The sequence below is a fragment of the Pseudomonas sp. URIL14HWK12:I5 genome, assembly GCF_900176445.1.
GTDB classification, from domain to species: domain Bacteria; phylum Pseudomonadota; class Gammaproteobacteria; order Pseudomonadales; family Pseudomonadaceae; genus Aquipseudomonas; species Aquipseudomonas monteilii.
The window spans coordinates 62325-81012 of sequence record NZ_FWXQ01000014.1 but is presented as its reverse complement, the minus strand read 5'-3'; the positions used below and the strand labels follow the sequence as shown (position 1 = coordinate 81012).

The window sequence follows — 18688 nt, the reverse complement described above, 5'->3', positions numbered from 1 at the left end:
TTGAATTCTTCAGGGTAACGCTGACGACTCATGGCACCTCCTATTTGGGCCTCATTATGAGGCTTGGAGGTGTCTACGAAACCAGGGGCGATTCAGTACTTTTTGGATTTGACCTTTCGCGTTTTTATAGAGGTCTAGCAAAATTGGAGTTATCAATCTTACAACTACCGTGCCCGAAATACCGAATTCTGCCATGCGAAATCCTTAACGCTTTGATGTAGATCGAATGTTTTAAACAGCCGCTTTGATGGTTGATGATTTGTACGGCAAAAGGCTATCACGCCGCTAGGCCGTGGTGGAGGCTCCGGTAGTCTCTGAAGCGATTTCAAAACAAACGCCCCCCCCGCGCCCTGACGAAGCCAAGTACGCGCGCGGACTTCTGGTGGATCTGCCGTACCCCACTAACGATACGTTGCTACTCACCAGGGCGGCAACCACGGCGGTGGTACAGGTCTACCGGCCAGGGCATCAATATAGTAAAGCTGTGGTGCTGCTGATGGATTTACGGCAGTCAGGCGACACCGCCGATCTGTTCGCGATGACGCAGCTGGTGGCCTGCGACCGACTGATGTCGGTACTGGACGAGATGAATGGTATATACGGCCGGGGGGACGATGCGTTCGGCCAGCGTCCCCCAGCCCTCCGATTGGAGGATGCGGCGCGAGATGGTGAGTCGCTCTTACACAACCCGGATTGATCAGCTGTGGCGGGTTTGGTGAGAGCGTCCATCATTCCATTAGGACATGGTCGTCCCGCGTCTTGGACGCTGCTGTTCCACAACGGTTATCGGTTCGCAAACGCGGAGGGCTTGTCTTAAACCTTCAAATAGGCGCATAAAATCTCAAAGCGTCTTTGACGGTTAGTTTTCTTTTGGACACCAGATCCTGCCAGGCGTCGGTACTCGGTAACAAGATCTTTGTAATGCTGTGGTGGGGCGACTTTCTGATCATGCCACTCATACCATGCTTCAAGCATCTTCCCCACGCCGGAGACTGGGTGTTTGATGTTCAGCAAATGGTTGCTTAACGTAAAGATAGTGTAGGCATGAGTCTTTTTCTGCAAGGCGGTCCCTAGATCTGGTGACTCGGATGTAATCTCACGTATGTAGTCTAAAGTGTCTTTTGTGGCGGCTATATCTTGTTTTTTGCCTGGATATTTCTCATTGAGGAGGTCATAGAATTTATTGATTGAGGATTGAGTGGTCTCGTCTTCAAAGCCTGATCTAATATAGATTAGAAGAGTGCTCGCAAACTGAATGTCGCTCATTCTCCTGATTTCAAGGTCTGTGAAGGTTTCCCATTCGCGCCAATGTGGAAGGCTTGCTATTTCAAAGGAAGCGCTTATGAATTGTCCGTGGAACTCGGCGTGCCTCAATTCTTGTGGATTGAGAGCGTTAGAGGTTTTGTTGAGTCGAAGAAACATTTTAATGATTTCCTCGCGCTGAACATTTTTATTCACAAAGCGCACTGATACTTTGTAGGACCAAAAATCCTTTTTATAGGAGTCGCCTAAGTCATCAAACTCTTTTCTTCGGTAATCAGGATTTTTGAACTCAAGGCCTGAGTCGGTAAGCTTGAGACCTCCGGCCATGAACTGATTTATAGTTCGAATTCTTTGTTGGCCGTCTATGATGCTATAGCGAGTGTCTCCGGTTGCTGCGTTTGTATCTGTTTCCCAAAGATAGATTTCAGGAATCGAGTAGCCCAGTAAAATTGTTTCGATTAGCGAGATTCTGTCTTTGTTAAGCCAGACATAGTTTCGTTGAAATGAGTCATCAATGTACAGGTTCTGTTTTCTGAACTCGTCGAGAATCCATTTTATTGGTCGGGACTCAACAGTCGTGTTGTCAATTACTTTCATTGTGATGCTCCATGAGTGCGTTGAGTCCGGTCACATGGTATTGCTCAACGTAAGTCCAGCTATCATACACGCGATATTCTAGGGGGGTGCTGATTTTGAATTGTTGTTCGAGAACTCTTTTAAGTTTTCCGACTTTGTTAATCCATTCTGAAAAATAAATAAGCATTGACGAATCGATTTCATCTTCGGAAACTGAAACAAAATGCCTAAATATATTTTTTGCGACAGTTGAATAGCTGTATTGCCTACTCTGCTCGATGCTGTTTTTGTAGTTGAGGTGGCTTCTCCATAGCTGTTCAAATAGTTCTTTTGAAACTACGACCAGGTCTATGTCGGAGTCAGGTCTTATTTGCGCGAAGTTCCGATTTGGAGTTAGCGAGTAGCCGGTTTTTGAGCTTCCAACGATTGCAATATTTTTGGTGGGTACGTCAAGTGCTTCAGCGGCGGCAACTTTAAGTTGGTGATATTTTTCCGCGTGATTGTCAGGGAATAGCCTTCTAAGAAGAAAAACGTTTTCATCTAGCAATAAATGGTTGTAAACGTGTTTTGCTCCATTAGAGCGAAGTGTTGTTAGTAATTCAGCACTATCCATAGTCTGGCCTGATAAAAGGTTATAGACGTCACGTGTACATAAGTCGTAATGGATGGGGGCGCGTTAGCGAGGTAAATTAGAAGTGGTTCTTACAGCCCATCTCAGTTGGTTCGGTAGGATAGCATTACACCAAGGGGCAAATTTTGGCAAGGTAATGATGGCAATTTCCTATCGCGCCATCAGCATGTACTCCCAGTGGACGGGCATAGATTGTCGGAGCGCGGCTCAATATTGAGTGGTACAAAAATGGTACGCAATGCGTACAATCAGCCTGAAGCTCAAGTAAATAGGGCTCTGTAGCAAAAGTATCCCCAATCCATCATCGGTGCAATGCTGAACCGTCGGAACGGTTCCGCACATTGAATTTCAGCTAATTCTTGAGGCATCTGGGGCACGTGTCTGATACCCGGCTTGGTTGCCCGACGCCGGGGAGATTTGGGGAATGGGCATAGTCTACCAATTCGGCCTGCCATGCGTCTGGTCCTGTGATGACTGGCGTTGCCCGCTGCCCACGGCCAGACTTACTTCAACGGCACATAAACATCCGTCTCCCACTGCTCCAGCGGCGTTTCCGGGTACACACTCAGGTACTGAAAGAACAACGGATGATCCCGCAGCTCTTCTTGACTCGACGGCAACCAGTCCCGATAAAGCGGATAAATGGTCTCACCAATGTAGTCAGGTGAGCCGGTATGCCGAATCACGGCACAACGCCCCGCCGGGATGACCCGTTCGTGCACGCCGAAATCATTGGGCTTTACGGCCTCGTCCAGCTCGCCACAAACAGCGAAGCGAAAGGCGTGGGCCGGCGTGGTGTCGGGGTTGTCGTAGGGGATGCCGAAGGTGCGGCTGGTCGCCACTGGCGACTGGCCGCTGTGCATGCGCCATTGGCGAAAGCGCGCGACGCTTTCGCCGACCAGGCTTGGCGCCCCTCGGTGTTCAAGCGCGGCCACGCGGGTTTCGGCGAAATCCACGATACGGATCTGCATGGTGATACTCCTGGTTAAGTGAGGCACAACGAACACCGCACTCCAGGCCTGCCAGTTCGGCGCTTTGGCAAAAACGCTCGGCGCCATGCCGAACGCACGCTTGAACGCCCTGGAAAAGGCTTCGGGGCTTTCGAAGCCGGCGCCGAATGCGGCTTCCAGTACGGGCGTTGTGGGCGAGGCGACCAGTTGATGCGCCGCACGTCGAAGCCTCATCAGTTGCACATACCGTGTAACCGGAACGCCCATGTATGCCGTGAATTGCCGATGAAAGTGATACGCCGAGAAGTTGGCGATGCGGCTCAGGGCATTCACCGACAGGTCGCCTTCAAGGTGGCTGTCGATATAGGCAAGCACGGCTTCGAACCGTTTTGCGTAGGTAGGGTTGTGCTGTGAGTCAGTCAACGAACGGAATCTCCGGAAGGTGCGGTGAGCGCTAGCATCCGTTGTTCAGGCATCGAAGTGCCTAGCCGTGATTGCTCAATCAAGAATACGTTTGACCATGCCATGGAGGGCGCCCGTGTTCGCGGGTTTAATGCAATGCCGACCCGTTAGGCAAATTGGGCCGCAACGCGGCCCTTTGAACGCTGGCTGACAGGTGGATCAATCCACACGCACGAACTCGTTCTTGGCCATGTCGCTGCCGCCAACGGCTTCCAGGCGCTTGCCGCCCTCCAGTACCCGCACGTTGATCAGTGCAAGCCCGTCCTTGTTGCGCGCAGTGACCACATCATCCTTGCGCTCCCATTCTTCAACCTTGACCTTGCTGCCGTTGGCGATGATGTAGTCCTTGGAGAACTCCCATTTCTGCTTGGGGCTTTTGAAACCCATCACAGTGGTGGTCGCTTCGTAAGTCCCTTCCAGTGCGTCGTTGCCGCAGCCGGCCAGAACAAAGAATGGCAACGCCGCGAGCACGTATTTGAATGTACGCATGAGATTTCCTTATCGGTTCGTTTGTGATCAAGAGGCATCATGAAGACGCCGGTCCATGGGCATTCGCACCGGGTGTGGGGTGTCCGGCGGGACTATACAGACCGGGCTAGATCATCAAAGTTGCACCCTTAAGGGCAATTGCTACCGCGCTTTTGGTATCGCCCTGGCAGTGCTGCCGTGAGTTTCAGTCAGCACTACAGGCTGTGTACCAGGGGGCAGCAGAGTCGACATGAAGGTGTTTCTGCTTTTTGGGCAGAAACGGTGTATCAAGCGTGCCCAGCGCGATCGAAACCCAATCGGCAAACTCGCCCTGGGAACGTGACCAGAACAGGCTAGAGCCGCACTCGGCGCAAAACTCGCGCACTACTGTGGGTGAGGAGGCAAAGGCCTTGAGGCTGGCAGCGCCGTGCAGTATTCGCAGCCCGCTGCGTGGAACGCTGCCATATGAGGCGAAGGCGGCCCCGTGGCTTTTGCGGCACTGGCTGCAGTGGCAATGGCTCACTGCCTTGGGTGGGGTAAGTAACAGGTAACTGACCGCTGCGCACAGGCAGCTTCCTTGATAGGCCTCTTTCACTGGCGCTTCCGTGCAGGTGGGAAGCGCCAGCGTAACTGCCCCGGCTTGATCCGTCGACTGGCCAGGGCGGCCTGTTGGCAGCTTTTCAGTGCTGCGCGCTATCCACCGCAATGCTTTCACCGGAAACGTCGGCATGCCTGGCACTGCGATCGGCAATGGCGTAATGAATCAACCCGCCCAAACCGGCGCCGAAGAACCACGAGAACTGCGACAGCGTGTCGAACGCCGGCACCAGCGCCAGCACGATGGCGATCAGCGCAGCGGGGATGAACGCCGCTACGGCGCGCAGGTTGACCCCGCCCTTGTAGTGGTAGGCGGCCTCGGTGCTTTCGCTGTACAGCTGCGGCAGGTTCACCCGGCTGCGACGCACCAGGTAGTAGTCGGTGACGATGATGCCGTACAGCGGGCCGAGCAGGGCGCCCAGGCCGCCGAGGAAATACACGATTACGGACGGGCTGTTGTACAGGTGCCAAGGCAGGATCACCACCGCGATGCCGGCGCTGAGCAGGCCCGCGCGGCGGAAGTTCAGCAGGTTCGGGGCCAGGTTGGCGAGCACGTAGGCCGGGGCGACGAAATTGGCCATGATGTTCACCGCCACGGTGACGATCAGGAAGGCCAGGCAGGCCAGCACCAAACCGGCGGTGCTGGGGATGGCGGCGACGATTTCGGTGGGGCCCTGCACCAGCTTGCCGTCGATGCTGAACTGCGCACCGGCGAGTACCACGGCAATCAGCGCGAAGCCGAGCATGTTCACGGGCAGGCCCCAGAAGTTGCCCACGCTGATGGTGCGCCGGTCTGGGCAGTTGCGGGTGAAGTCGCAGAAGTTGAGGATCATGGTGCCGTACAGCGAGACCCACAGGGCGGCGGCCCCGAGCACTTTCAGCCACAGGGTCGAGCCGGTCGGTGCGTTGCCGCTGGACCAGGCAATCGACAAGCCACTGCGCCAGTACATCCAGCCCGCCAGGCAGGCGAATGCGACCAGGATGATCGGCCCGGTGATGGACTCGAAGCGGCGTACCATCTCCATGCCGTAGGCGAAGATCGCCACCTGCACGCACCAGATGCCGAGGAAGGTGACCCAACCCAGTGTCGACAGGCCAAGGATTGCGTTCTGATCGTAGGCCTTGAGGTCTGGCACGATGGCGGTGAGCAGCACACGCAGCACTACCGAGGCGAGGTACGTCTGGATACCGAACCAGGCAATGGCGATCACCGCGCGGATCAGGGCCGGGATCTGTGCACCGTGGATGCCGAAGCTGATCCGGCACAGCACAGGGTAGGGCAGGCCGGTTTTCTGGCCCATGTAGCCGGACAGGTTCATCAGGCCGTAAATCACCAGCGCGCCGAGGGCGAAGGCGCCAAGGATTTGCGCGCCGCTCATGCCCAGGGCGAACAGGCCGATGGCGAAGGAGTAGTTGGCGATGTTGTGCACATCGTTGGTCCACAGCGCAAACAGGCTGTAGCGCCCCCAGGTGCGATTTGCCGCGCGGGTTGGCGCGAGGTCGGCGCTGTACAGGCGCGGGCTCAATGCCAGCTGAACGGGGTCGGCCGTTTCGACCGGTAGCGCGTCAGGGTGGCCAACATCGGAACGTGAAATCGACGCCATCGGAACTCCATGATGGTTGTGTACTTTTATTGTTGGATTTGTATACAAACAAGATTCGTACCAACCCGTAGGTTTCATGGGATTTGCCGTTTTCTCGACGTTTTGCTGCCTTTTGCTGCGATGGATCGGGCCTTGAAGTGGGAAGTTCGTGCACATTCGTGTGTGCAATTGTTACCGCTGGCGCAGGTTGACGCAGTGAACGGCTGGCTTTGCGGGGCGTGTTCCGACTAAGCTGGGGGCAGGGTTCCAAGGGGGCAATTCGATGTTGCATGTATCGCTCGGACTGGGTCTGTTAATGGCCGTCGCCTTGGTCGAAGCGGCTCCCCTGCAGGTCCCCACCCCGGCCCAACTCAGGAGCCAGCTCGACAGCCTCAAGCCTGGGCAGTTTCTCTGGTACCCGCAGGTCTCGCCGGTGGGGCCGGTGACTGTCGTGGTCAGCCTTACCGAGCAACGTGCCTATGTGTACCGTAACGGCATCGCCATCGGCGTCAGCACCGTGAGCAGCGGCAAGCCAGGCCGGGAAACCCCCACCGGGGTATTCAGCATTCTGCAGAAAAAGGTCGAGCATAAATCCAGCCTCTACAACAGTGCGCCGATGCCCTACATGGAGCGCCTGACCTGGGACGGCATTGCCCTGCACGCTGGCCACCTCCCGGGGTACCCCGCCTCGCATGGTTGCGTGCGGCTGCCCATGGACTTTGCCAAGAAGCTGTACGAAGTGACCGGTTTCAGTTCGACCACGGTCATCGTTTCCGACACCCACAGTGCACCGGTGGAGGTCTACCACCCCGGGGTGCTGGCGCCCACGGTCAGCGATGGCAAAGCCCAAGGCCCGTTGGTATTGAGCAATCAACAGTTCTGGAACGACCCCGACCCGACGGCGGGGCCGCTGTCGATCCTGATCAGCCGCGCCGACTTGCGGGCGTATGTGTTTCGCGGTGGCCAGCTGGTCGGCTCGGCACCGGCGCTTTCGCTTGAAAGCAGCCAGCATCGCAGTGGCATGGCGGTGTATTCCCTGCTGCAAAAGCCATCCGCCCCGGCACTCGATGGCGCGCTGCCCTTGCATTGGTCGGTGGTGGGCCTGAGCAACCCGGAGTACGGGAACACGCCCTATGAACAATTGGGCCAATTGAGCATCAACCCGGAATTCCGCCGCCATTTACGGGCGGCGATGGACGTTGGCACGATGCTGGTGATCACCGACTGGGCATCCACCCGGGATACCCGCAGCAATGGACAATTCACGGTAATCAGCACCGAAGGCAGTGAAGACGTTAAACCATTGGTCAAGAAATGATCGGCAATGCTGCAGGAATCAAGCAAAGTAGCCGCTTTTGGCTGCAATCACGGCAACAACGGCCAGGTTTTCATCAGGGTAATCCATGTCGATCTTCAAACCATTGCGGGGAGCCGCGCGGCTCTCGTTGGCCAGTATTGGCCTGTTTTTTCTCAGCGCCTGGCAAGCCGCCCACGCGCAACCTCTGCCGAGTGCCGCCGAGCTGCAGCAGTTGGCACCGAGCGCCAGCCTCTCGACCCTGGCCTTGGCACTCACCGCCTATGCATGCGCCAGCCACAGCGATGCGGACAAGTTGCTGACGGTGATCGATTACTCCAAGGCCTCGCGTGATAAACGTTTGTGGGTGTTCGACCTGCGTGCCAGGAAGCTGTTGTTCGAGGAATGGGTCGCCCATGGCAAGAACAGCGGCGCCGATGTACCGACTGCGTTTTCCAACGCGCCGAACAGCTACCAGTCGTCTATCGGCCTGTATGAGACCGGCCAGACCTACAGTGGCAAGCACGGCCGCTCGCTGCGCCTGCAGGGGCTGGAACCGGGGTTCAATGACAACAGCATGTCGCGGGCGATTGTGATGCATGCCGCCGCGTACGCCGACCCCAAGGTGGTACCTGGCCTCGGTCGTCTGGGGCGCAGCCAGGGGTGCCCGGCTGTGCGGCCGGCCATTGCCGGCAAGCTGATCGAGACGCTGCAACGCGGTAGCTATGTGTTCGCCTATTACCCCCAGCAGGACTGGCTGAAAACATCGCGTTTTCTTAACGCCCAGAGCTGCCCGCTGGCGAATCAGTCGATTGCCAGCAAGTAGGGGAAGTGGCGGGCCAACCCTGTCCGTCCAGCGTAATGAGCTGCATGAGCCCCTAAACGCTACGTGTCACACCGCCATCAACCCTGATGTTCTGCCCCGTGATGTAGGCCGCGCCGTCGCTGGCAAGAAACGCAATGGTGGCGGCGATTTCCTCGCTGGTGCCATAACGCTTGAGCGGCACGCTGTCGCGGCGTTGTTCGGTGGCTGGCAGGCTGTCGATCCAGCCGGGCAGGACATTGTTGATCCGCACGTTATCCCCGGCGAAGTTGTCGGCGAAGATCTTGGTGAATGCGGCCAGGCCCGAGCGGAAAACGGCAGACGTCGGGAACAGTTCGCTCGGCTCGAACGCCCAGGCGGTGGAAATGTTGATGATAACGCCACCCTTCTGGCGCTGCATGAAAGGCGTTACCAGACGCGTCGGGCGAATGACATTGAGCAGGTAGGTGTCCATGCCCTTGTGCCAGTCCTCGTCGCTGATCTCCAGGATCGGCGCGCGCGGCCCATGGCCGGCGCTATTGACCAGCACGTCGATACGGCCCCATTTTTCCACCACGGCGTCGACCAGGCGTTGCAAGTCTTCGACCGACTGGTTGCTGCCGGTTACACCAATGCCGCGAAGCTCGGCAGCCAGCGCCTCACCCTTGCCCGATGAAGAAAGGATGCCAACCTTGAACCCGTCAGCGGCCAGGCGACGTGCTGCTGCAGCGCCCATGCCGCTACCGCCGGCGGTAATAATCGCAACTTTTTCTACTGACATGCTGCCTCCAGAACTGAAACGGCTGATTGCTTAGGTGCACTTACCTTAGCAGTAGCCCCAGTGGCGAGGGAGGCAGGCAAACTTTACCGTGACAGTAGATTAACTATTGCCAGCCTGCTGCTTTAGCCAGTGTTGAACCACGTCAAGCGCCTCAGGCTGCTGCAGCTTGCGCGGCCACACCAGGTAGAACGACTTGTCCAGCCGGAGCGGCTGGTCGAAGACCTGAATCAGCCTGCCTGCGGCAATGTCGTCACCGACGAATGCCAGGCTGGCCAACGCAATGCCCTGACCACTGATGGCGGCATCAATAGCCAATGAAGTCTGGTTGAACCGCAGGTTTCTGGCGGTCGGTTGGGCGTGGCGCGGGAACACGGCCGCAAGGTACCTGGGCCAGAAGTCATGGGCATCGTGAAGCATGATGAACGCTTGCAGCTGCTCGAAGCAGGTGGGGATGTTGGTGCCCTCGAACAACGCTGGGCAGGCCACGGCGACGATGTGCTGCTCCATCAACAGTTCGCTGTTCAACCCCGCGCCAATTTCGGGCTTTCCATAGCGCACCGCGATATCCACGCCGTCGGTACTGAAGTGAGACAGCCGATCGGTGGCCAGCACCCGCAGATCGATGTCCGGGTGGCTTTGCGCAAAGTTGCCGAGCCTGGGAATAAGCCATTTCGAGGCAAAGGTGGGGGTAACGCTGACCGTCAGGTGAGACGTCTGCGGGCGCAACAGGCGGGTTGCCTCATCGATCATCGCCAAGGCACTGCGAATGCTGCCGCTATAACCCAGGCCCGCATCGGTCAGAGCCAGGCCCCGGGGCAGGCGCTCGAACAAACGAAGGTTCAGGCTTGCTTCCAGCCCGCGTATCTGCTGAGCAACGGCTGCCTGGGTCACCCCCAGCTCCTCGGCAGCCAAGCGGAAGTTGAGGTGGCGGGCAACCACTTCAAACACACGTAGCGCGTTGAGTGAGGGTAAGTCAGGGAAACCGTTTGGCATGACGATGGAGGTGGCCGGGCTGCAAAGATTCAATGCCGAGGCTACTCCCTGAGCACCATTAAAGAAACCCACGCCACCGCAGCCAATCCAGCGCCGTTTCCCTTAAGCCACGCCGTTATCGGCTGCACATTTGCATCGCTGTGCTTGACTCGTGAATTTTTTCATGTAATTTTTCATGAAAAATAACTCTAAAAATTTCACGGCAGTCCGAAACGATGAAGATGCACGAAGAGGTTGAAGCCCTCGCGATCCTTATTCACGACCTGCGCAAATTCAAGAACCTGACCCTGGGTGAGCTGGCCGAGCGCATCAACCGCTCGGTTGGGTTCCTCTCTCAGGTCGAACGCGGTGTTTCGCGCCCGACCGTGGCCGACCTCACCGCCATCAGCGAAGCGCTCGGCGTGTCGACCGCGTACTTCTACAACCTGAACAAGCCCCGCAGCATCGGCTGGGTCACGCGCCCCCACGAGCGGCGCACGCTGTATCTGGAGTCGGGCATCACCGATGTGCTGGCGTCGCCCACCATCGCCGGCGCCTTCTCCATGCTCGACAGCCATCTCGAACCCGGCGCCACCAGTGGCGAGGCGTACCTGAGCGACCGTTCCGAGCAGGGCTGCTTCGTGCTCGAAGGTGAGCTCACGGTATGGCTGGACCAAGGCGAGGCCGTGACCCTTCAGGCCAACGACTGCTTCCAGCTGCAACCCCACGCGCAGTTCCGTTACGCCAACCTGACGGCAAAACCCACCCGCGTGCTCTGGGTCTTCAATTGAATTCGTTCAACTCACAAGGATAAGAAGATGAGTGTCATCTTTCCGGATCTGCTGACTGAAGTGCGCGCGTTCCGGGCGCAGCACCCGGCCATACGTTATGTCGACCTGATTGCGCTGGATATCCCCGGGCACTTCTACGGCAAGCGTTACCCCATGGACATGCTGGAAAAGGTCGCCGCCGGCGCCCCTCTGAAGCTGCCACAGAACTGCGTGCTGCTCGGTACCCAGGGTGGGCTCTACCCGATTGGTGACTACTGCTTCGCCGACGGCGACCCGGACGCCGCCCGGCGCCTGGTGCCCGGCACCCTGAAACCGGTGCGCTGGGAAAAGGAAGCGGTCGCCCAGATGCTGATTACCTCCGACGGCACCGCCCAGCCGATCGAGTTCGAGCCCCGTGAGGTGCTGGCCCGCGTTATCGAACGCCTGGCCAAGCGTGGCATTCGCCCGGTGGTGGCCTTTGAGCTGGAGTTCTACCTGTTCGACCGCCAGCTGGATAACGGCCTGCCGCAGTACCCACGTGACACGGCGACCGGGGATGAAGACGATCAGCCGAACATGCACATCGAGCGGCTGTCGCGTTTCTCGTCAGTGCTGCACGAAATGGTGGATGGCGCCAACGAGCAGGGTGTGCCAGCGAACGTCATCACGGCGGAGCTGGGCCCAGGCCAGTTCGAGATCAACTTCTCCCACAGCGACGATGCCCTGAGTGCGGCGGACTGGTCGGCGCTGTTCTGCCGCAGTACCCGGGGTATCGCGATGAAGCACGGCTACCGTGCCAGCTTCATGAGCAAGCCGTACCTGGATGCACCAGGCAGCGGCATGCATGTGCACGTCAGCCTGTACGACAGCGCTGGCAATAACATCCTTGCAGGTGCCGAACAGCGCAAGCTGCGCCATGCGGTAGCCGGGTGCCTGGAATTGCTGCCGCACTGCATGCCGATCTTCGCCCCCAACCACAATGCTTATCGCCGCTATGGCGCCATGGTCAACGCGGCGAGCAAGGCCAGCTGGGGCTTCGAAGACCGTGATGCGTGCATTCGCATCCCCGAGTCCGACCCGCGCAACCTGCGCATCGAACACCGCCTGGCGGGCGCCGATGCCAACCCGTACCTGGTGCTGGCGGCCATCCTGACCGGCATGGAGCATGGCCTGGACCGCGGCGTCGAGCCCATCGCCCCGCTGAACGACAACCGCCAGAGCGGCATCGACTTCCCCAAGGATGCCCTCGGTGCGTTGGCCGCCATGCGTCACCACCCGGTGGTCAACCAGGGTTTGGGCAGTGAGTTCGTGATGGTGTATTGCGAAAACAAATACCAGGAGCAACTGGATTTCATGCGCCACATCGATGCCCGCGAATACCGCTGGTTCCTGTAGCTGGCGCCGTTCTTACAGCGACGCCTTTCAACGTTCAAACACCACGCGCAATACCGATTTGCCGGAGGAAGATATGCCACGTGTGCCCGTTATTGGCATTACCGCATGCACCAGCATGATTGAGCAGCATGCCACCCAGACCATCGCCGAGAAGTATGCACGCGCGGCGGCCAAGGCGGCCTGTGGCTTGCCCATCGTGATACCCAGCCTCGGTGAGCTGATGGACAGCGCCGATATTCTCGACGTGGTGGACGGGCTGATCTTCACCGGCTCGCCGTCCAACATCGAGCCGTTTCACTACAACGGCCCGGCCAGTGCCGAGGGCACCCATCACGACCCTCTGCGTGATGCCACCACGTTGCCGCTGATGCGTGCGGCTATCGCTGCCGGTGTGCCGGTACTCGGCATTTGCCGCGGTTTTCAGGAAATGAACGTGGCACTGGGCGGCACCCTGCACCAGAAGGTGCACGAGGCCGGGGTGTTCATGGACCACCGTGAAGGCAAGGGCGAGCCCATCGAAAAGCAGTATGGCCCGCGCCACACCATGCATGTAGAGCCTGGCGGCCTGCTCGACCGCATGGGTTTGCCGGCGATCTTCGATGTCAATTCCATCCATGGTCAGGGCATTGATGTGCTGGCCCCGGGGCTGAGGGTGGAAGCGCTGGCACCCGATGGCCTGGTGGAAGCGATTTCGGTCGAGAACGGCAAGGGTTTTGCCCTTGCGGTGCAATGGCACCCTGAGTTCCAGGTCATGGACAACCCGCACTACCTGACCCTCTTCCAGTCCTTCGGCAAGGCCTGCCGGCAGCGCTCGGTATTGCGCCAGAAGCTGTTGCTGTCTGCCTGAAAGCGACCTTTCCCAACTAGAAAAAGTACCTGCGCAGCCTTGCTGCGCAACGCGATGGAGTGAAAGCAATGAGTGAACAGAATTCGCAAACCCTGGCCTGGCAGGCCATGAGCCGCGACCACCACCTGGCGCCGTTCAGCGATGTGAAGCAACTGGCCGAGAAAGGCCCGCGCATCATCACCTCGGCCAAGGGCGTGTACCTGTGGGACAGCGAAGGCAACAAGATTCTCGATGGCATGGCCGGCCTGTGGTGCGTGGCGGTTGGCTATGGTCGCGATGAGCTGGCCGAAGTCGCCAGCCAGCAGATGAAGCAACTGCCTTACTACAACCTGTTCTTCCAGACCGCTCACCCGCCTGCGCTGGAGCTGGCCAAGGCGATCGCCGATGTGGCCCCGCAAGGCATGAACCATGTGTTCTTCACGGGGTCCGGCTCCGAAGGCAACGATACCGTGCTGCGCATGGTCCGCCATTACTGGGCGCTGAAGGGCCAGAAGAGCAAGAAGGTGATCATCGGCCGCATCAACGGTTACCACGGCTCTACGGTGGCAGGCGCCGCCCTGGGCGGCATGAGCGGCATGCACCAGCAGGGCGGGGTGATTCCGGACATCGTGCACATTCCGCAGCCTTACTGGTTCGGCGAAGGTGGCGACATGACCGAGGCCGACTTCGGCGTGTGGGCGGCCGAGCAGCTGGAGAAGAAGATCCTCGAAGTTGGCGAAGACAACGTTGCCGCCTTCATCGCCGAGCCGATCCAGGGCGCCGGTGGCGTTATCATTGCGCCGCAGACCTATTGGCCGAAGGTGAAGGAGATCCTCGCCAAGTACGACATCCTGTTCGTCGCCGACGAAGTGATTTGCGGCTTTGGCCGTACCGGTGAGTGGTTCGGGACCGACTACTACGACCTCAAGCCCGACCTGATGACCATCGCCAAGGGCCTGACCTCTGGCTACATCCCCATGGGCGGGGTGATCGTGCGTGACGAAGTGGCCCAGGTACTCAGCGAAGGTGGCGACTTCAACCACGGTTTCACCTATTCCGGCCACCCGGTGGCGGCGGCGGTGGGCCTGGAGAACCTGCGCATCCTGCGTGACGAGCAGATCATCCAGCAAGTGCACGATAAAACCGCGCCGTACCTGCAACAACGCCTGCGCGAGCTGGCCGACCATCCGCTGGTAGGCGAAGTGCGTGGCCTGGGCATGCTCGGTGCGATCGAGCTGGTGAAAGACAAGGCCACCCGCGCCCGTTACGAAGGCAAGGGCGTGGGCATGATCTGCCGCCAGCACTGCTTCGACAACGGCCTGATCATGCGCGCCGTGGGCGACACCATGATCATCGCCCCACCGCTGGTGATCAGCATCGAGGAAATTGACGAACTGGTGGAAAAGGCCCGCAAGTGCCTGGACCTGACGTACGAGGCTGTTCGCTAAGCGGCCGTTGGCTGCACCGGGGTCGCAAGGCGGCCCCGGTTTGCCTGGCTGGCAAGAAGTACACCTGTGAAGCATTTTGCTTTGCGAGTCGGATCATGTAATTTTCAGGGCATTCATTTCCTGTCTGAAAGTCGCGATTCAACTATGAAAGTGCACGAAGAAATCGAAGGCCTGGCAGTACTGATTCGCGACCTGCGCAAGTTCAAAGGCCTGACCCTGGGCGATCTGGCCCAGCGAATCGGCCGTTCGGTGGGCTTTCTGTCCCAGGTCGAGCGGGGTGTATCACGCCCGACCGTGGCCGACCTTACCGCCATCAGCGAAGCGCTGGGTGTCTCGACCGCCTACTTCTACAAGCTGGAAAAACCCCGCGAGCTCGACTGGGTCACCCGCCCGCACGAGCGTCGCACGCTTCACCTGGCAGGCGGCATCACCGATGTACTGGCGTCCCCCACCATATCGGGCGCGTTCTCCATGCTCGATAGCCATCTGGAGCCGGGGGCCAGCAGCGGCGAGGAGTACCTGGACGACAGCTCGGAGCAGGGCTGCTTCGTGCTCGAAGGTGAACTGACCGTGTGGCTGGGCGGCGGTGAGCCGGTAACGCTGTGCGCCAATGACAGCTTTCAGCTGCAACCCCACGCCAGTTTTCGTTATGCCAACCTTACCGACAAGCCCACGCGGGTACTCTGGGTATTCAGCTGAGAGGCCCGCTCGGCGTGTCTCGGTTGGCCAGGAAAGATGACCTGCAAACACTGTCAGGGCTGCATAGGGTATCCTTGCGCCACGCAATCAACTTCTAAGCAGTGAACTGAACGATGGGTTTTGAACAACTAGCAGCGCTACGCGACCGCCTGCGGGCGGAAAAACAGCAGGTAAAGGCCGAGAGCCCGAAACAGCCCAAGCGCAAGCCGTCCCCGCAGGCGAAACCGCGCGAGCAGGATCCGGCGGTCGCGGCGATCTGGCCATTGCAGAAGCATTTTCCGTTGGCCTTCCCGGTCAACCCGGCCCCCAAGGTGCCGCTCAAAGAGGGCATTTTCAAGGATGCTGAGCAACACCTGGAGCTGCTCGGGCTAACCCGTGAACAGCTCAAGCTGGGCATCTCGACCTGGTGCCGGGGGGCCCGGTACTGGGCAAGCATGGTCGAGAACGCACCACGCGTGGACTTGACCGGCCAAGCCGCTGGTACTGTGACCGCCGCTCAGGCACTGCATGCCAAGCAGCAGGCATCGCGGCAGCGCAGCCAGGACCGTCGCAACCGTGCGAAGTCGAAAGCGCAGGCTCCGGCCCCCGCCACCGACACCGCAGCGGCCCCCGCCGCCGACTGACACGCCCGGGCGGCTTGCCTGGCGCAAGGCCAACGTGAGTAAGGCAGTGGCGTAGGCCTTCACTCGACCAAGGCAAGCCATGGCCAGCGCTCGCGATAGCTGGCGGCTTTTGCCTTGAGCAAATCGGGGCGAGGATTCAACGCGTTCATCCTCAGCTCGTTGTCTGTGGTGCGGCCTTGGGCAACCAAGATGGGCCGGGAACATGGCGACGCAAATGGTCACCGTTAACGCGGCCTGACGACGGCCAGCTGGCAGGTGTTGAGCTGGCCATCGGCAAACCACTGGCCGCTGCCGTCGGCCCGGACTGTGAAGATCTGTTGCGCAAAGCGATGCCAGTCCAGCGCGGCGACCTGTTTGCGCCAGAATCCCTCGGGGTCGTCGGCAGCGCGGGCGTAGGCCTGCTGTAATCCTCCCAGTCAGTGCGGATGGTCGCTTGGCGGGGCTTCTCAGGCGTGCTGTTGCGGGGGCAACAGTGGATCGACAGTCTGCTGCCTGAAGTGCACCTGGACAGGTTTTTATTTTTGTTAACTTATTGATTTATATGTATTTATAGGTTGGCATGTTTGCTGCTCCCAACTCCTTGAACCCCAAGTATTGTCAAGGAGCCTCCCCATGAGCCACACCCCAATCAAGTTCGCCTACTGGGTCCCCAACGTCAGCGGTGGCCTGGTGGTCAGCACCATCGAGCAGCGCACCAGCTGGGACATCGACTACAACCGCAAGCTGGCGCAAATCGCGGAAAAATCCGGTTTCGATTACGCCCTGTCGCAAATCCGTTTCACAGCGGGCTATGGCGCCGACAACCAGCATGAGTCCGTCACCATCAGCCACGCGCTGCTGGCCGCCACGGAAAAACTCAAGGTCATCGCCGCCATCCTGCCAGGCCCGTGGAACCCGGCGCTGGCGGCCAAGCAGCTGGCGAGCATCGACCAGTTCACCCAGGGCCGTATCGCCATCAACGTGGTTTCGGGCTGGTTCAAGGGCGAGTTCCATGCCATCGGTGAGCCTTGGCTGGATCACGACGAGCGCTATCGCCGCTCTGAAGAATTCATCCGCGCGTTGAAGGGCATCTGGACCCAGGACAACTTCACCTTCAACGGCGACTTTTACCGCTTCCGTAACTACAACCTCAAACCCAAGCCGCTGCAGCAACCGCACCCGGAAATCTTCCAGGGCGGCAGTTCGCGTGCGGCACGGGACATGGCCGCGCGGGTGTCGGACTGGTACTTCACCAACGGCAACAGCGTGGAAGGGATCAAGGCCCAAGTGGACGACATCCGCACCAAGGCGGCGGCCAACGGCCACTCGGTAAAGATCGGGGTGAATGCCTTCATCATTGCCCGCGATACCGAGGAAGAAGCGCGTGCGGTGCTGCAAGAGATCATCGACAAGGCCAACCCCGAGGCGGTACGCGCGTTCGGCCAGGAGGTCAAGCATGCCGGTTCGGCCAGCCCGGAGGGCGAGGGCAACTGGGCCAAGTCCAGCTTCGAGGACCTGGTGCAATACAACGACGGCTTCAAGACCAACCTGATCGGCACACCGCAGCAAATTGCCGAACGCATCGTCGCGTTGAAGGCGGTGGGGGTGGATTTGATCCTCTCCGGCTTCCTGCATTTCCAGGAGGAAGTGGCGTACTTCGGCGAGCATGTATTGCCGCTGGTGCGGGCGCTGGAAGCCGAGCGTGGCCTGGACAAAGCAGTAGCCTGAGGCCGGGGGCAGGGAGGGCTTGGCACCCTGCCAGTATTGTCGGATTGTCGTGCAGGGGTTAGGTTGACGGGCTTACTTCAAGGAAGACTACCCCATGAAACGGACCTTACCGCTCCTGTTCGCCTGCGCGATTTTCCCCTTGCAAGCCTGGTCGGCGCTTGAGGTTGGCCAGTTTACCCTCGGCATGCCCAAGGCCCAGGTCCTGGCCATTCTGCAGCAGCAATTCGGCGAGGTTGAGCATTTCACGGGCTATCACTATCAGGTGCCCACCGAGTTTTATCAGGGCACCAATCCCAAGGGCGACTACAGCCTGGGCGGTGTTCCCGTTTCACAGGTGAAAGCGTCGTTCAATGACGCTGACCAGCTTCGCCAGGTCGAGGTACGGCTGGATACCATTGACGAGGCGCGGGTCCAGCAACTGCTGCCGATGACGAAGCAGGCCAAGCGAGTGCCGAATACCGGTGGCCGGCTGGAAGCGTTTTCTGCAGAGGGTGAGCTGGTTTACTGGGTCTCCAAAGACTGGGACTGGACCGTGGTGACCATTGCCGACAAGGCCAGCTCGGCCGGAAACATCAAGGCCCGGGCCAAGAGTGACGAGAAGTTTGCCCAATTGAACCGCAAGTTCGACAAGCTGATTGAAACCGCCAAGGCGGTGGAGGGGAAAGGCGCGCCTTGATCGCAAGCCCACCCCCTTGCCGACCTTGGCCATCGCCTGGGACGTTGCGGGAGCCTTCTGACGTTGTTGCTGGGCGGGCCGGTCTTTAGCGGCCAGCCTAAACGCTTTGTTTATTGGCCTGGCCGCTCGGACCCGCTAAGGTAGCGCCCCCTGCAAGGATGCATT

19 protein-coding genes and 1 pseudogene are annotated in these 18688 nt (G+C 59.2%); 11 read left to right on the top strand and 9 right to left on the bottom strand.

The window, feature by feature from the left end; genetic code table 11:
- Positions 1–343 precede the first annotated feature (343 nt).
- Positions 344–719 (top strand): annotated as a pseudogene (locus B9A31_RS25995) (DUF4113 domain-containing protein); the annotation flags it as partial.
- Positions 720–813: 94 nt separating this feature from the next.
- Here the strand turns inward: B9A31_RS25995 and B9A31_RS25990 are convergent.
- From B9A31_RS25990 to B9A31_RS25970, 6 genes are all read right to left on the bottom strand, one after another.
- A complete protein-coding gene (locus tag B9A31_RS25990) occupies positions 814–1860 on the bottom strand; it encodes a DUF262 domain-containing protein (RefSeq protein WP_084297528.1) in 1047 nt (348 codons plus the stop codon).
- Complete coding sequence (locus B9A31_RS27150; RefSeq protein ID WP_143512100.1) at positions 1847–2452, bottom strand: hypothetical protein; 606 nt, start codon at positions 2450–2452, stop codon at positions 1847–1849. Before B9A31_RS27150 ends, B9A31_RS25990 begins: the two co-directional genes overlap by 14 nt.
- Positions 2453–2973: 521 nt before the next feature.
- Positions 2974–3843, bottom strand: a complete 870-nt coding sequence (locus tag B9A31_RS25985; protein WP_027615688.1) for an AraC family transcriptional regulator — start codon at positions 3841–3843, stop codon at positions 2974–2976.
- Between the two features lie 198 nt (positions 3844–4041).
- A complete protein-coding gene (locus B9A31_RS25980; protein ID WP_019098722.1) occupies positions 4042–4371 on the bottom strand; it encodes a hypothetical protein in 330 nt (109 codons plus the stop codon).
- Positions 4372–4555: 184 nt separating this feature from the next.
- On the bottom strand, positions 4556–4945 hold the full coding sequence (locus B9A31_RS25975; protein ID WP_084297527.1) for a GFA family protein: 390 nt from the start codon (positions 4943–4945) through the stop codon (positions 4556–4558).
- Between the two features lie 85 nt (positions 4946–5030).
- Positions 5031–6551: an NCS1 family nucleobase:cation symporter-1 gene (locus B9A31_RS25970; RefSeq protein ID WP_027609675.1), complete on the bottom strand. Its 1521-nt coding sequence runs from the start codon at positions 6549–6551 to the stop codon at positions 5031–5033.
- A 262-nt stretch (positions 6552–6813) separates the two neighbouring features.
- Here B9A31_RS25970 and B9A31_RS25965 point away from each other — a divergent pair, with 262 nt between their 5' ends.
- Together B9A31_RS25965 and B9A31_RS25960 are read left to right on the top strand one after the other, a co-directional pair.
- On the top strand, positions 6814–7848 hold the full coding sequence (locus B9A31_RS25965; RefSeq protein WP_025754447.1) for a L,D-transpeptidase: 1035 nt from the start codon (positions 6814–6816) through the stop codon (positions 7846–7848).
- Between the two features lie 85 nt (positions 7849–7933).
- A complete protein-coding gene (locus B9A31_RS25960) occupies positions 7934–8650 on the top strand; it encodes a murein L,D-transpeptidase catalytic domain family protein (RefSeq protein ID WP_026020450.1) in 717 nt (238 codons plus the stop codon).
- Between the two features lie 52 nt (positions 8651–8702).
- Here the strand turns inward: B9A31_RS25960 and B9A31_RS25955 are convergent, their stop codons facing one another.
- Positions 8703–9407, bottom strand: coding sequence for an SDR family oxidoreductase (locus tag B9A31_RS25955; protein WP_084297526.1), 705 nt, complete (start codon positions 9405–9407; stop codon positions 8703–8705).
- 99 nt (positions 9408–9506) lie between these two features.
- Positions 9507–10400 (bottom strand): LysR substrate-binding domain-containing protein, encoded by an 894-nt coding sequence (locus tag B9A31_RS25950; RefSeq protein ID WP_084297525.1) that lies wholly within the window; start codon positions 10398–10400, stop codon positions 9507–9509.
- Between the two features lie 215 nt (positions 10401–10615).
- Here B9A31_RS25950 and B9A31_RS25945 point away from each other — a divergent pair, with 215 nt between their 5' ends.
- From B9A31_RS25945 to B9A31_RS25920, 6 genes are all read left to right on the top strand, one after another.
- Positions 10616–11170 carry a helix-turn-helix domain-containing protein gene (locus B9A31_RS25945; RefSeq protein ID WP_019098727.1) on the top strand — a complete coding sequence of 185 codons (555 nt, stop codon included), beginning with the start codon at positions 10616–10618 and terminating at the stop codon, positions 11168–11170.
- A 27-nt stretch (positions 11171–11197) separates the two neighbouring features.
- A complete protein-coding gene (locus tag B9A31_RS25940) occupies positions 11198–12544 on the top strand; it encodes a glutamine synthetase family protein (RefSeq protein ID WP_025754444.1) in 1347 nt (448 codons plus the stop codon).
- 73 nt (positions 12545–12617) lie between these two features.
- A complete protein-coding gene (locus B9A31_RS25935; protein WP_019098729.1) occupies positions 12618–13391 on the top strand; it encodes a gamma-glutamyl-gamma-aminobutyrate hydrolase family protein in 774 nt (257 codons plus the stop codon).
- 68 nt (positions 13392–13459) lie between these two features.
- Entirely contained in the window at positions 13460–14818 is a 1359-nt protein-coding gene (locus tag B9A31_RS25930) for an aspartate aminotransferase family protein (protein WP_016714939.1), read from the top strand.
- 144 nt (positions 14819–14962) lie between these two features.
- The gene (locus B9A31_RS25925; RefSeq protein ID WP_019098730.1) at positions 14963–15517 is read left to right on the top strand and encodes a helix-turn-helix domain-containing protein; all 555 of its coding nucleotides are present in this window, start codon (positions 14963–14965) and stop codon (positions 15515–15517) included.
- 113 nt (positions 15518–15630) lie between these two features.
- A complete protein-coding gene (locus B9A31_RS25920) occupies positions 15631–16140 on the top strand; it encodes a ProQ/FinO family protein (protein WP_019098731.1) in 510 nt (169 codons plus the stop codon).
- A gap of 224 nt (positions 16141–16364) precedes the next feature.
- On the opposite strand, the gene B9A31_RS25915 is transcribed toward B9A31_RS25920, so the two are convergent.
- On the bottom strand, positions 16365–16556 hold the full coding sequence (locus B9A31_RS25915; protein ID WP_231115651.1) for an acetyl-coenzyme A synthetase N-terminal domain-containing protein: 192 nt from the start codon (positions 16554–16556) through the stop codon (positions 16365–16367).
- Positions 16557–16752: 196 nt separating this feature from the next.
- On the opposite strand from B9A31_RS25915, the gene sfnG reads away from it, so the two are divergent.
- Both sfnG and B9A31_RS25905 read left to right on the top strand, forming a co-directional pair.
- The gene (gene sfnG / locus B9A31_RS25910; RefSeq protein ID WP_084297524.1) at positions 16753–17847 is read left to right on the top strand and encodes a dimethylsulfone monooxygenase SfnG; all 1095 of its coding nucleotides are present in this window, start codon (positions 16753–16755) and stop codon (positions 17845–17847) included.
- Between the two features lie 94 nt (positions 17848–17941).
- Complete coding sequence (locus B9A31_RS25905) at positions 17942–18523, top strand: hypothetical protein (protein ID WP_025754442.1); 582 nt, start codon at positions 17942–17944, stop codon at positions 18521–18523.
- Positions 18524–18688: the final 165 nt, after the last annotated feature.

Coding starts and splice junctions, on each gene's coding strand:
- B9A31_RS25920 (WP_019098731.1), top strand. CDS start 15,631: ATGGGTTTTGAACAACTAGCAGCGCTACGCGACCGCCTGCGGGCGGAA.
- B9A31_RS25960 (WP_026020450.1), top strand. CDS start 7,934: ATGTCGATCTTCAAACCATTGCGGGGAGCCGCGCGGCTCTCGTTGGCC.
- B9A31_RS25950 (WP_084297525.1), bottom strand. CDS start 10,400: ATGCCAAACGGTTTCCCTGACTTACCCTCACTCAACGCGCTACGTGTG.
- B9A31_RS25935 (WP_019098729.1), top strand. CDS start 12,618: ATGCCACGTGTGCCCGTTATTGGCATTACCGCATGCACCAGCATGATT.
- B9A31_RS25940 (WP_025754444.1), top strand. CDS start 11,198: ATGAGTGTCATCTTTCCGGATCTGCTGACTGAAGTGCGCGCGTTCCGG.
- B9A31_RS25990 (WP_084297528.1), bottom strand. CDS start 1,860: ATGAAAGTAATTGACAACACGACTGTTGAGTCCCGACCAATAAAATGG.
- B9A31_RS25955 (WP_084297526.1), bottom strand. CDS start 9,407: ATGTCAGTAGAAAAAGTTGCGATTATTACCGCCGGCGGTAGCGGCATG.
- B9A31_RS25965 (WP_025754447.1), top strand. CDS start 6,814: ATGTTGCATGTATCGCTCGGACTGGGTCTGTTAATGGCCGTCGCCTTG.
- B9A31_RS25980 (WP_019098722.1), bottom strand. CDS start 4,371: ATGCGTACATTCAAATACGTGCTCGCGGCGTTGCCATTCTTTGTTCTG.
- sfnG (WP_084297524.1), top strand. CDS start 16,753: ATGAGCCACACCCCAATCAAGTTCGCCTACTGGGTCCCCAACGTCAGC.
- B9A31_RS25930 (WP_016714939.1), top strand. CDS start 13,460: ATGAGTGAACAGAATTCGCAAACCCTGGCCTGGCAGGCCATGAGCCGC.
- B9A31_RS25925 (WP_019098730.1), top strand. CDS start 14,963: ATGAAAGTGCACGAAGAAATCGAAGGCCTGGCAGTACTGATTCGCGAC.
- B9A31_RS25945 (WP_019098727.1), top strand. CDS start 10,616: ATGAAGATGCACGAAGAGGTTGAAGCCCTCGCGATCCTTATTCACGAC.
- B9A31_RS25970 (WP_027609675.1), bottom strand. CDS start 6,551: ATGGCGTCGATTTCACGTTCCGATGTTGGCCACCCTGACGCGCTACCG.
- B9A31_RS27150 (WP_143512100.1), bottom strand. CDS start 2,452: ATGGATAGTGCTGAATTACTAACAACACTTCGCTCTAATGGAGCAAAA.
- B9A31_RS25905 (WP_025754442.1), top strand. CDS start 17,942: ATGAAACGGACCTTACCGCTCCTGTTCGCCTGCGCGATTTTCCCCTTG.